The 12,769-nt window shown below is 40.5% G+C and carries 13 protein-coding genes; 8 read left to right on the top strand and 5 right to left on the bottom strand.

From position 1 onward, the window contains the following. Window position 1: 1 nt before the first annotated feature. Window positions 2-787, bottom strand: a complete 786-nt coding sequence (locus tag N6H18_RS18260; protein ID WP_262309721.1) for an N-acetylmuramoyl-L-alanine amidase family protein — start codon at window positions 785-787, stop codon at window positions 2-4. A 157-nt stretch (window positions 788-944) separates the two neighbouring features. Here N6H18_RS18260 and N6H18_RS18255 point away from each other — a divergent pair, with 157 nt between their 5' ends. From N6H18_RS18255 to N6H18_RS18240, 4 genes are all read left to right on the top strand, one after another. After that, on the top strand, window positions 945-3,677 hold the full coding sequence (locus tag N6H18_RS18255) for a putative LPS assembly protein LptD (protein WP_262309720.1): 2,733 nt from the start codon (window positions 945-947) through the stop codon (window positions 3,675-3,677). A 66-nt stretch (window positions 3,678-3,743) separates the two neighbouring features. Beyond that, entirely contained in the window at window positions 3,744-4,922 is a 1,179-nt protein-coding gene (locus tag N6H18_RS18250; protein ID WP_262309719.1) for an MFS transporter, read from the top strand. 2 nt (window positions 4,923-4,924) lie between these two features. Next, entirely contained in the window at window positions 4,925-5,614 is a 690-nt protein-coding gene (locus N6H18_RS18245; protein ID WP_262309718.1) for a lysoplasmalogenase, read from the top strand. A gap of 104 nt (window positions 5,615-5,718) precedes the next feature. Further along, window positions 5,719-6,432 (top strand): RluA family pseudouridine synthase, encoded by a 714-nt coding sequence (locus N6H18_RS18240; RefSeq protein ID WP_262309717.1) that lies wholly within the window; start codon window positions 5,719-5,721, stop codon window positions 6,430-6,432. A gap of 26 nt (window positions 6,433-6,458) precedes the next feature. Here N6H18_RS18240 and N6H18_RS18235 read toward each other — a convergent pair whose 3' ends face one another. From N6H18_RS18235 to queD, 3 genes are read right to left on the bottom strand one after another with little or no spacing between them, the layout of a single operon-like run. Then, on the bottom strand, window positions 6,459-6,686 hold the full coding sequence (locus N6H18_RS18235; RefSeq protein WP_262309716.1) for a ferredoxin: 228 nt from the start codon (window positions 6,684-6,686) through the stop codon (window positions 6,459-6,461). A 5-nt stretch (window positions 6,687-6,691) separates the two neighbouring features. Continuing rightward, window positions 6,692-7,930: a peptidase U32 family protein gene (locus N6H18_RS18230; RefSeq protein WP_262309715.1), complete on the bottom strand. Its 1,239-nt coding sequence runs from the start codon at window positions 7,928-7,930 to the stop codon at window positions 6,692-6,694. 1 nt (window position 7,931) lies between these two features. Beyond that, entirely contained in the window at window positions 7,932-8,288 is a 357-nt protein-coding gene (gene queD / locus N6H18_RS18225; RefSeq protein WP_262309714.1) for a 6-carboxytetrahydropterin synthase QueD, read from the bottom strand. 149 nt (window positions 8,289-8,437) lie between these two features. Between queD and N6H18_RS18220 the strand changes: the two genes are divergently transcribed. Further along, window positions 8,438-9,145, top strand: coding sequence for a porin family protein (locus N6H18_RS18220; protein WP_262309713.1), 708 nt, complete (start codon window positions 8,438-8,440; stop codon window positions 9,143-9,145). 11 nt (window positions 9,146-9,156) lie between these two features. Here N6H18_RS18220 and N6H18_RS18215 read toward each other — a convergent pair whose 3' ends face one another. After that, the gene (locus N6H18_RS18215) at window positions 9,157-9,633 is read right to left on the bottom strand and encodes a hypothetical protein (protein ID WP_262309712.1); all 477 of its coding nucleotides are present in this window, start codon (window positions 9,631-9,633) and stop codon (window positions 9,157-9,159) included. Window positions 9,634-9,874: 241 nt separating this feature from the next. On the opposite strand from N6H18_RS18215, the gene N6H18_RS18210 reads away from it, so the two are divergent. The 3 genes from N6H18_RS18210 (at window position 9,875) to N6H18_RS18200 (ending at window position 12,634) form a co-directional block, all read left to right on the top strand. Next, a complete protein-coding gene (locus tag N6H18_RS18210) occupies window positions 9,875-10,726 on the top strand; it encodes a hypothetical protein (protein ID WP_262309711.1) in 852 nt (283 codons plus the stop codon). Window positions 10,727-10,946: 220 nt separating this feature from the next. Next, the gene (locus tag N6H18_RS18205; protein ID WP_262309710.1) at window positions 10,947-11,957 is read left to right on the top strand and encodes an alkaline phosphatase D family protein; all 1,011 of its coding nucleotides are present in this window, start codon (window positions 10,947-10,949) and stop codon (window positions 11,955-11,957) included. A gap of 68 nt (window positions 11,958-12,025) precedes the next feature. Next, entirely contained in the window at window positions 12,026-12,634 is a 609-nt protein-coding gene (locus N6H18_RS18200) for an FKBP-type peptidyl-prolyl cis-trans isomerase (RefSeq protein ID WP_262309709.1), read from the top strand. Window positions 12,635-12,769 lie beyond the last annotated feature (135 nt).

The raw sequence follows: 12,769 nt of genomic DNA, 5'->3' as shown, positions 1-12,769 counted from the left end.
ACTAGTTTTTTGATTCTAATTCGCTTTTGTAATCTCTAAATGCTCTAAAGATTCCTGATGCAATATACGTCTGTTGTAGTTTATCGTTGAGGTCTTTTTCTTCTTTTGCGTTACTCAAAAAACCTGTCTCGATTAATATACTTGGCATACTGGTTTTCCAAAGTACTAAAAATCCAGCAGATTTCACACCTCTACTGCGACGACCGACTCGGTTTTTGAACTGATCTTCTACATTTTGTGCCAAATTGAGACTATTGGATTGATAGGCATTCTGATAGAGTGAGAAAAGTATGTAGGATTCTGGTGATTTTGGATCAAACCCTGCGTAGTTTTCTTCTGCGTTTTTTTCTAAACTGATTACTGAGTTTTCTCTTTTGGCGACTTCAAAATTTTCCGTTGACTTATGGAGTCCCATGATGTATGTCTCTGTTCCGTGGACTTGATCGCTGTATGGAGCTGAGTTACAATGGATAGAAATGAATAGATCTGCATGGTTGTTATTGGCCAAGTCGGCACGCTCGTACAACGTAGGGAAACTATCATCTTTTCTAGTGTAAATTACCTCTACATCAGGCAAGTATTCATTGATGATTTTGCCAGTTTCCAATGCAATACTGAGGGCGATATCTTTTTCAAGAGAGAATGTTCCTGAGGTACCCTGGTCTTTGCCACCATGCCCAGCATCAATGACTATTTTTCGGATTTTATAATCCTTGACTCCAGTGCTATTGAAAGAGGTAAACAAAAGGCAAAGGGAAAAAATCCCGATCACAAAGACATTTTTCATTCAGAAGGAGTTGTTTAGAACTTTATTGGCAATATTTTTGTACAAAAATGTATATTTTTCATTGAAACTGAAAGTACTTGTGCCCAATATAAAAACCCTGTTTTTTTGCTTTTTGCTAATCATTGCGGGTTTTAAAGGGAATTCTCAAAATTACAAATTGGATACTGCACGTGCGCTACAGAAAGTTTCGTACCTGATCGAGAATGGGTATTTGGACTCATTGAATTCATATCCTGAATATAAAGCATTTTTACCTGACTCTATCCAATCCCTGCTCAGTAGTGGTGGAGCCTTGTCTACCAATGATTCCACGGGTTTACCTCAGAAAAGGACTAGAAATGACGTAGAAACTACCGTCAATTATCAAGCCAGAGATTCTATATTTTTTGATTTGACGGATCAAAAAATGTACCTCTATGGTGAGGGTAGCATAGAGTATGGCAATATCGCTCTGTCAGGCGAGCGTATTGAGATGGATTGGGTCAAAAATACCCTCAAGGCCAACTACGTAATAGACTCCACAGGCAAAAAGGTCGGGAAACCAGTGTTCAAAGAGGGAGGGGATACTTATGTCACAGATGACATGATGTACAATTTCAAAACAAAAAAGGCACTCATCAATGGCATCATTACAGAACAAGACGGGGCTTTTATGCATGGAGAACGCGTGAAGAAAAATGAGCTGGATGAGATGTATATCAGAAATGCGAAATACACCACTTGCAATTTGGAACACCCACATTTTTATATCAAAGCAAGTAAGTTGAAGGTAATACCTAATGATCGTGTATTGGCAGGTCCATTCAATCTCTATTTTGGAGAAATATGGACACCTTTAGGGTTTGCATTTGGGATGTTTCCTTCTCCGAGAGAAAAGGCATCGGGTATTATTTTTCCTAGCTATGGGGAAGACAATAACCGAGGGTTTTTTATTAGAGGTGGTGGGTATTATTTTGATATCAATGAGTACATGGATTTGAAAGTGACTGGAGACTTGTACACCAACGGCAGCTATGGACTAAATGGACAAACAACCTACAAGAAGAGGTATCGCTATTCGGGTAATCTAGGAATAAGGTATAACAAAACGGTGAATCCAGCTTTTGAGGATGATTCGTTTTCCAAAGATATGTGGGTCAACTGGAGTCATAGTCCTCAATCATATGGTACATCTAGATTTTCAGCTTCGGTTTCTGGGGGTACCTCTACCTACAGTGCCAACGCCAACAATGTAGGCTATGACTATACCAACAGCATCAACTCTCAGTTTAGTTCCAACATTTCTTACTCCAAGACTTTTCAAGGTACACCCTTTAACCTGACTGTCAATGCCAGACATAGTCAAAACATCAGTACAGAGGTGGTCAATTTGACTTTGCCTGAGATTAGTTTCAACGCATCCAGAATCCAGCCATTCAAGAATGTAAGTGGCTTGAAAGATGGCGTACTAGGTAAACTTGGGTTTACTTATCAACTCTCCGCTAAGAGTGAAATGACCAATGCATTGACCAGTATTCCTACCTATGTAGTAGGGGCTGAAAATGCGCCTACAGAAGTTTTGCCATTCAATGGGGATAATTTTAGTACACTGTTGGATCAGGCCAATATTGGGGCGAGACATAGAATACCCGTGTCTACTACTTTTAACATGCTCAAGTATTTTGCTGTCAGTCCGAGTTTCAACTATACAGAAGTCTGGTATCCTAAAGAATTGAAATACAGCTATAACGAAGACTTGGGAGGCGTGGAAATAGATACTTTGAACCAATTTTCAAGAGCGGGATGGTGGAGTTCTGGGGCGTCTGTATCTACGAGACTTTATGGTATGTACTCTTTTAGAGGTGAGAAAATCAAAGCCATTCGTCATGTCATGACTCCTAATTTGGGTTTTAGTTATAGTCCTGATTTTGGTGATCCCGCCAGGGGAAACTACCAAGAAGTGCGGGTAAATGAAGATGGAGGGACTAGAATACTTTCTAAATACCAAGGGTTTGCCTATGGAGGACCAGCTTTAGGTGAAAGTGCCAGTTTGTCTTTGTCTTTAAACAACAACATTGAGATGAAAGTAAAATCAAGGGCTGATTCGATAGAAGAATACCGTAAAATCAAGATTTTTGACAACCTATCTTTATCCTCTGGTTATAATTTTTTGGCTGACTCATTCAACCTTAGCGACATTAATTGGAATGCACGGACTTCTTTTTTCAAGGGAGCCGTTTATGTCAGTCTGAGTGGTACGATAGATCCTTATGTCTATGTATTAGATAGTATAGTTGAGACAAGCACAAGCGATGTATATTATCAACGACAGATAGATCAATTTGCATGGAACAATGGTGAAGGAGTAGGTAGATTGACTAGGGCTAGTTTGTCAGTTGGGTTTAAACTACAACCCAAAAGTGCTAGAGGTAACAATGATGAAGTTCCTGCTACTGATCCAAATGCTAGTGACCCCTTTGCTCAAAACAATAATCTTTATAATAATGACCAAAAATTTGAGGCAGGAAATGTCAATGATTTTATTTCCTATGATCCCAATCAGTATGTGCCCTTTGATGTGCCTTGGAGTTTGAATGTAAATTATTCTTTAAATTATAGCAAGGACGGGTTCGAAGAGCCTGTGGTTATCCAGACATTAAATTTTAATGGGACACTGAATATCACCAATAAAACAAAAATCGGTTTTAACTCAGGGTATGATTTGGAAGAAAAAGAAATGACAGTCACTCGTGTCAATGTCAGTAGGGATTTGCACTGTTGGAATCTCAGCTTCAACTGGGTGCCGTTTGGGGTACAGCAGTCATATTATGTGAGAATTGCTGTCAATTCTGCCATGCTCAAAGATTTGAAGTTGGATAGACGCAGTCAGTCCGCATATACTAGTTTCTAATTCCTCTGTATTTTAAAATAATATTGGTTCATTGTTATTGGACAAGGACAGGTAGTTTTGTCATTCATGAACAACAACTCCATTTACACTCTTCAGTTTGGGCTCTTGTGCCTGAGTGGTTTTCTATTTTTTAGCAGTTTCAACATGATTATCCCTGAGTTGCCTTCTCATCTCACCAGCATGGGAGGAGGGGACTACAAGGGACTTATTATAGCTTTGTTTACCGTGACTGCAGGATTGTCACGACCATTTAGTGGAAAACTGGCAGACAAGGTTGGCCGTGTGCCTGTGATGATTGTTGGTGCCTTGGTCAGCGGAGTGGCTGCTGTGTTGTATCCTTTTGCTACGACGGTTTTTGCCTTTATGTGCTTGAGGATGTTTCATGGTTTTTCTACAGGATTCAAACCCACAGGGACGTCTGCCTATGTAGCGGATATTATTCCTTACAACAAACGAGGAGAAGCGATGGGTGTATTGGGCTTCTTTGGGAGTATGGGGATGGCTGCAGGACCAGCCTTGGGACCGTTGATTGTCAAAGAATTTTCATTAGACGTGATGTTTTATGCTTCGGGGTTTTGTGCGGTACTGTCTGTGTTGATTTTGGCAGGGATGAAAGAGACATTGCAGCCTAAAGAAAAACTACAATGGAATCACTTTGTAGTGAAGAAGGATGAAATCTATGAACCTAAAGTCTTGTCACCCTCCATTGTAATGATGTTGGTGGTTTTTGCTTTTGGAGCGATCATCACTGTGGTACCAGATATCAGTGATCAAATGAAGTTGTCCAATAGAGGCTTGTTTTATACTTATTTTACAGTTGCCTCATTGGTGGTAAGGATTGTGGCTGGCAAGGCATCTGATAAATATGGCAGGGTTCCAGTATTGAAGATAGGTAGTGGAATCTTGTTGATTGCGCTCATTCTCTTAGCCAATGCTCAAACACCTGTTATATTGCTCTCAACAGCAGTACTGTACGGGATTGGAGTAGGATTGAGTAATCCTACGATTTTTGCTTGGACGATAGATCTCAGTGATCCGAAACATCGAGGGAGAGGCATGGCCACCATGTATATTTTCTTAGAGATTGGAGTGGGGCTAGGCGCGCTGCTAGGTGGTTGGGTGTATGGCAATGATCTTAATAATATCTCATGGGTGTTTTATCTTTGTGCGGTATCTATGTGTGGAGCCTTGGTGTATTTGTATTCTAAAACTGTGCGAAATTTGCCGACCTATGACCATCTTTGAGTATGAATAATCAGTCTGAAAAAATCACCAAGTATATTTTCATAGGAGTATGTGTCGCGGAGCTTTTGTCTCGTGCATTCGAGTGGGAGGCAATTCATCATGTGACCAAACCACTGTTGATGCCTGTGTTGTTAGTGTACTTTCGTCAAGGGACGACAGGTAGGTTGACTCCTTCCTTTTTGCTGGCGGGACTGGGTTTGATTTTATCATTCATCGGGGATTCGATGTTGCTGTTCGAAGGAGAGTTGTACTTTGTATTGGGTTTGGCAGCTTTTGCAATAGCGCATATATTTTATATAGTGGCTTTCTCCAAAGCAGTGTTGCCAAAAACTAAATCACCTTCTGCATTGTCAAAGATGCTGTATGCTCTGCCATTTTTGTTACTCTTTGGGATTTTGATGTCAGCTTTATGGCCCCATGTGGGGGAATTGAAAATCCCCGTGGCGGTTTATGCTGTGATTATCATCGTGATGGCCCTCAGTGCCGTCTATCGCAATGGACGCGCGCCACAGGATAGTGTGAACCAAGTGATTTTTGGGGCTGTTTTATTTTTGCTATCAGACTCTCTGTTGGCACTTGATAGGTTTTACATGCCCATGGAAAATGCAGGTGTCTGGATCATGTCTACCTACATGTTGGCGCAATGGAATCTTATCAATGGTTTACAAAAGCATTATAATTCAGAGAGCTGAATGAATTAAAAGTGAGTGTTTGAAAGATCGTCGATATTTGTTTCGTCGGGTAACTTGATTGCATATAGTTTTGCGAGTAGCAATTTTTTCGCTTTCTAATCAACATGCAGGACAAGAGTAAGGTGACCACATTTAAAAAGCCGTCTAAAAAGCACCAGCCTGCTGGTTTGTCTATTCTATATGAAGACAAGGATATATTGGTAGTAGACAAAGTAGAAGGTCTGCTGACAATGGGGACGGATAGAGAGAAACACCGGACGGCACATTTTCTATTGAATGAGTATGTGAAAAAGGGTAATCCGCGTGCCAAAAATCGTGTATTTATTGTTCATCGTCTTGATCGTGATACCTCTGGGGTCTTGGTTTTTGCCAAAAATGAAGATGCCAAGCAATACCTTCAAGAGCATTGGAAGGAGTTTAGCAAGGTTTATTATGCAGTAGTAGCAGGCAAACTTCAGGACAAAGAGGGGATTATCACTTCTTACCTCGTAGAGAACAAGGCAAAAAGAATGTACTCTTCCCAAGATCCAGAACAAGGTAAGTTTTCGAAGACAGGTTATAGGGTGATCAAAGAAACGAGCAGGTGTAGCTTGTTAGAAATAGACCTGTACACAGGACGAAAAAATCAAATCCGTGTTCACCTCTCGGACAAAGGAAATCCAGTTTTGGGAGATAAAGTATATGGTCAAGCAGATCGACTGAGTAAAAGACTGGCTCTTCATGCAGCATCATTGACGATTATACACCCTGTGACTAAAAAGGAAATGAGTTTTAAGACAGAAATCCCTCCTTATTTCAAAACACTGGTAAAAGCGTAGAGCGCATATCTTATAAAGCAAAGCACTTATTTGCCATTAATTTTGATGATGTTGACTGGACAGCTGGCAGCAGCTCTTTGGTTTTCTTCCAACTCTGCCTCATGCAGGTCTATCTGATAGATGCCTTTCTTCTCTTTGGCACCTACGAGTGTGCATCGACCATCTTTTTTGGAGATACGCCAGCGATCGGGAGCTACTTCTACGCAGGCATAGCACCCGATGCATTTGTCTCGGTAGTGGATGATTTTAAACACAGACCTTATGCTGGGACAATTTTGTAGAGTTTGTCTGATGGACGGATCATTTCGTCTATTTGAATAGAGAAACTATCTCCCTTTTTGACACTATTGACCGCCTTGTTGGCTACTCTCATTTCGCCTACTTTGGTCGTGACAATGCCTGTAGTTGGACCCGTAATCATGATTTCGTCTCCCGTTTCCAATGAATGTGTTTCCATCAAAAATTCGCCAACATTGATGTTGCCAAAGTATTTTACACCTTTGCCGAGCAAGATCTTTTTAGTGGTTGCTTTTGAGCCATGGACTTTGCTCCATTCGCCCATTTTTCTACCGAGGTAGTAGCCATCCCAAAATCCACGGTTGTACACTTTCTCAAGATCTTCTTTCCAAACTGTGAATTTATCAGGTCCGTATGTGCCTGCGTTGATGGCGTCTCCCGCATCACGGTAACATTTGGTGGTGGTATATACGTAATCTGCAGCACGACCTCTGCCTTCTATTTTGAATACAGATACGCCAGCTTCTACTACCTTGTCCATAAAGTCGATCGTACATAAGTCAGCGGCACTCATGATGTATTCATTGTCGATTTTGAGTTCGTTGCCTTGCTCATCTTTGACAGTGTATTCGCGACGACAGTTTTGTACGCATGCCCCTCTGTTGGCAGAGGAGAAGTCAGAGTGAAGGCTAAGGTAGCACTTGCCAGATACAGCCATGCATAGTGCCCCATGGGCAAATACTTCGATTCTCACCAAGTCCCCTTTAGGGCCACGGATGTCTCTTTTCTTGATTTCACGGGTAATGTCGGCTACCTGCATCAAGCTCAGTTCACGTGCCATGACCATGACATCTGCATAGACAGAGTAGAACTCTACAGTCTCGATGTTGCTGATGTTGGCTTGTGTAGATATGTGAATAGGGAAGCCGATTTTCTTGGCATAGTTCATCACAGAATGATCCGCAGCGATGATGGCCGAAATTCCGCTTTCTTTGGCCGCATCTACAATAGATCGCATGAGATTCATGTCATGATCATACATGATGGTATTCATGGTGATGTAGGATTTGAGACCGTTTTCGTTGCAGATATCTGCGATTTTTCGGAGATCTTCGAGCGTGAAGTTGTTGGACGACTTGGCGCGCATGTTGAGCTGCTCTACGCCAAAGTAGATAGAGTTGGCGCCTCCTTTGATGGCAGCCATGAGAGACTCATAAGAGCCTGCAGGTGCCATGATTTCGATATCGTGATGTGTGCTCATGTTATTTTCCTTCGTAGATGACCCCACTCGTCGGGGTTTCGTTCAACTCTAATTTACTCAAAAGTGGCAAGCTCGGTTTGATTTGATCCCAAATCCATACAGTGATTCTTTCAGCAGTAGGGTTTTCTAAACCAGGGATGTCATTGATCATGTTGTGGTCGAGTCTATCGATGACAGGTTTGATCACATCTTTTACTTCTTTGAAGTCCATGACCCACTCTAGGTCTTTGACCAAATCACCTTCCAAAAATACCGTCAGATGATAGGTATGTCCATGTACATTCTTGCACTTGTGACCCTCGGGTACGTTGGGTAGGAAATGGGCGGAATCAAAGGCAAACTTCTTGAAAATGACCATGTTGTTGTATGACTAATGATAATTGATTCCGCGAAGTTAGGTTATTTTCGATGTATTGTGAAAAATGCAATATGAAAGTAGATGTCGCGTACTGTGATTTCACCCAATGATCTGTTAACTTACTAGTATCACTTGTATATACTAAGACCATGAAACGAATAACCTGCTCATTACTTTTTTTGATTTGCCTTCAGTATCAATCTCAGGGACAAGTCCTGATTTCTTTGTTGCTAGGTGATAAATTGAACTCAGATCAGATTGAATTTGGGATGATCGGAGGGGCTAGTTTTTCTAGCCTGACGCAGGTAGAGCATGAGAGGGATATGGCTGCTTTTATGTTGGGTTTTTATTTTGATATCAAACTAAAAAATGCCTGGTCTTTGGCTCCTAGTTGTTTGGTCGTATCCAAAATGGGCGTGCGTGATATGCCAACTTACGCTACTGGTGATCCTAGCATAGATGCAGTATTTGGGTCTGGCAACCTGAGAAGGGAGCTCGCCTATATTCAAGTCCCAGTCTGTCTTAGGTACAATCTAAAAAATAGAATTTATTTTGATCTAGGGCCTCAGGTGAGTTTGTTGAGAGAAGCTACTGATATTTTTGAGGTTGAAAATGGTAAAAATATGGGGATATACAACCGAGATATTCGTGATGATTACAAGAGGCTAGATGCTGGCTTTGTAGGAGGTGTTGGGTATTCTTTGAGAGAAAGTAAAAGTATGAATTTTGGTATCAATTATTACCAAGGCGTAGTGGATGCGCTAAAGAACAACGGTGGTTCGGGACAATACAACAGTGCGTGGTACCTCTACCTGACTGTACCGATTGGAGCGGGAAAAGCCGAAAACAAATCTTAACGAGCCGTGGTTTATTTCATGTCTAATTGATCAATCTCACTTTTAGAAAGATGAAGTTGTTCGGAGAGTTTGAAGGTTGATGGGGTAGAAAGTATCATCAAGAGAAGTATAATACCAAACATTAGGAAATTGACATAGCTGTTGGTAAGAAAACAAATCACGACTGAGAGTAGCCCTACAGCTTCGAGCATGGCCATCTGGATGATATGGGCGTTTTGAAAAGCACTGATTTTTTGTTTTAGATCAGGATTTTTTTTCAGTAGTTTTTTTAAAGAACTGTGAAAGGCAATGCTCGAAGCTGGTATCATCATCGCAGCAACTAGTAGGGGAAGGAAGGTCAATATATTGTCGAAATCTACTAGGGTAGGTTCGGTCATAGTCATCATGAGGTAGCAGAAAATCACACCAAATAGGACTGTGCCTATTGTAAGCCCCCAGTGAATGGTTTTTAGAATATTGATTGGGTTTTGCTGGTTGCTTCGATTCATGCTGGTAGAGTTAAAATTCAACGTATGTGAATTTAGTTTTTGAATTGGAAGAAGACAAATCTATGGTTGCTGGATTGAGGATTGGATAATAAAAATATTGAATTGTATTTAGGTGATAATGTGAAGTTTATCTGTACACAATACTCATAAATGGGTATTGTGTCATGAATTTTAGCATCTATTTTTGTTTAATGATAACCGATAGATTCTTTTTCTAATTAATGATTTAAAGTACAACAAGATGATAAAAAACATACTCAAGCAATTACTGATTTTTTTGTTAGTAGCCCCATTGATATACTCATGTGATGGTCTTTTTGGTGACGAAGAAGATGATGAGCCGGAAGTAGAGGTTAATAGTTATTCTATTATTCCTTCGTCTAGTGATTCGCGAACCAATGTATGGCAAGGCTGTGTGGAAATCGATCAGAGAGAAGTAACGATTTCGCTTTGGGATCATGGACAGATTGATGGTGATATAGTCTCTTTCTATGTCAACGGCAAAGAAGTAGTGTCTAATCTGACCTTGGATGGTCCTTCAAATAAATATACGTTCACAAGAACTTTGGAATACAATGGCTTCAACTATGTGAGACTCAAAGCGCATAATTTGGGAGACATTTCACCCAATACGGCTACAGTATCAATTGATGGAACTGAGTTTGTTTTGGAATCAGATTTGTCAAACAATGGCTGTTTTGATATTGTAGTTCCAGGATATGGTGTGAGTTGCTCGGATTCTGGTTCTGGTTCAGGATCTGGAAGTGGCACTGGCACTACTGGTACAGGAACGGGTTCAGGCACTGGTACTGGTACAGGGAGCGGTTCTACTACACAATATGGAGAGGTATCTTTTTATACAACCAAGGATCACGGCTGTGGCAACATCACAGTACAAATTTCAGGACAGGGATCAAAAACATTGACGCAATATTTCTACTCTGATATTAATGAATGTGCAGTGGATGGTGCAGTTACGTGGAGTTTGACACCAGGGTCATATACATACTCAGCTAGTTGTGATGGCTATACTTGGGGGCCAGCGACCATTACTATCACAGGCAATGGCTGTCTAAAATATAAACTTTCATAACCTGATCTACCTCTGAGATAAAAGGCTGTCTATTTTTAGACAGCCTTTTATGTTTGTGAAAAGGTATTCGGATTAAGATGATTTGCTTTGCCAGTAGCTCAATTGTTTACATTTAAATGAAAGAACTTCTCCAATTCCTATAAACAACAGAATTTTCACATAGGGGTAACATTTATTTTTTACTGTTGAGCTAGATTCAATTCATATTGAATAACTGAATATGAAGAGAAATACATTATTCGTTTTTCTACTTTTATTATCCGCTTGCAAGTACAAGCATGTAGATAAGCATATAGATAACGAATCTCAAAAACTAAAGAGCTATAAAATCGCCTTTGGATCATGTAGTCACCAAGATCAGCCTCAACCACTGTGGGATGAAGTTGTTAGTGAATCGGCAGATATATGGATTTGGTTGGGAGATAATATCTATGGAGACTCAGAAAACATGGATACACTTCGAGCTAAATATCTGAGACAAAAATTAAATCCTGAATACCAAGTTTTGATGAAGCAAACTAAGATCATAGGGACTTGGGATGATCATGATTTTGGAGAAAACAATGCAGGTAAAAACTATCCTGCCAAGGAAGCAAGTCAGCAAGAGCTATTAGACTTTCTGGATGTGCCAATGGATGACGAACGGAGGCGGCGGGCAGGTGTTTACACCAGTTATGATTTAGGTGATTCTGCCTTTCAAATTAAGATATTGTTACTTGATACTCGATATTTTAGGGATGATTTGAAAATGCTAAATGATAGTATAGTGGCAGATTCTGTAGGTACTATTTTAGGAGATGCACAGTGGGTTTGGCTAGAAAGTGTGCTCGCTCAATCTACCGCGGATGTACATTTGTTTGCATCTGGAATTCAATTTTTGCCTGAAGAACATATTTATGAGAAATGGGCGAACTTCCCCAAAGACAGAGAGAAGTTGCTTCAATTAATTCATCAATATCAAATCAATAGGCCAATTGTACTCTCAGGTGATAGACACATTGGAGAAATTTCTCGACTGGATTATCAAGGTCAATTGGTGTATGATTTGACATCAAGTTCGCTTACACATGGCTGGAGCGAGCATCGCAAAGAGCCTAACAAGCATCGGATAGGAAATATTGTTTATGACATGAACTATGGAGTATTGGAGATTAGCTCTGATGGAATCATATCAGGTTATTTGAAATCGCATGACCAGTCCATTCTGGAAAAGACAGTTTTGACTTTCTAGGATTGGTTTTGTGTCAGTGGTCTCCCCAATATTTTTTACCTTTGCAGGCTAAATAAAAATAGAGAGTAATGGAGTTAAATTCGGAAGACCAAAAGTTCAGCTACGGACTTGGACAGAGTGTAGGACAAAATTTTTTGAACGAAGGTTTTGATAAAATATTGGATATAGATGCTTTTATGGGCGGTTTTTCTGACGCTTTTGGGGGTCAGAGTGCCTTGTCCCATGAGGAGATCAATCAAGTGTTGCAAAAGAAAATAGGCGAACTCAAAGAAGGTGCGCATAAAGGAGTGAAGGAAGAAGGAGAGAAATTCTTGAAAGAAAATGCAACGAAGACAGGTGTAACAACCTTGGCCAGTGGCTTGCAATATGAGGTTATAGAGTCTGGAGATACAAGTGCAAGTAAGCCTGGCTTGTCTAGCCAAGTAACCACTCATTACACTGGTCAGTTGATCAATGGGCAGGTGTTTGATAGCTCGGTACAGAGAGGTCAACCAGCTACCTTTCCAGTAGGAGGAGTGATTGCAGGTTGGACAGAAGCATTGCAACTGATGGTACCAGGAGACAAGTGGAGATTGTACATCCCACAAAACTTAGCCTATGGAGAGAGAGGGGCAGGACGTGATATACCCCCATTTGCTGCATTGATATTCGATATCGAATTGATCTCTGTGTCCTAAGAAACACGATATTTCATTATATAAAAAGCCGATCCATTGGGATCGGCTTTTTTGTTTGGTATGCTTAAAATATACAGAGAGTTGACGATGATATAGATCATATTTCCTAGAGAGAAGCATCATTCTTTTTTATTC

The organism is Reichenbachiella agarivorans (genome assembly GCF_025502585.1).
GTDB lineage: Bacteria > Bacteroidota > Bacteroidia > Cytophagales > Cyclobacteriaceae > Reichenbachiella > Reichenbachiella agarivorans.
This window is presented reverse-complemented; position numbering and strand designations above follow the sequence as displayed.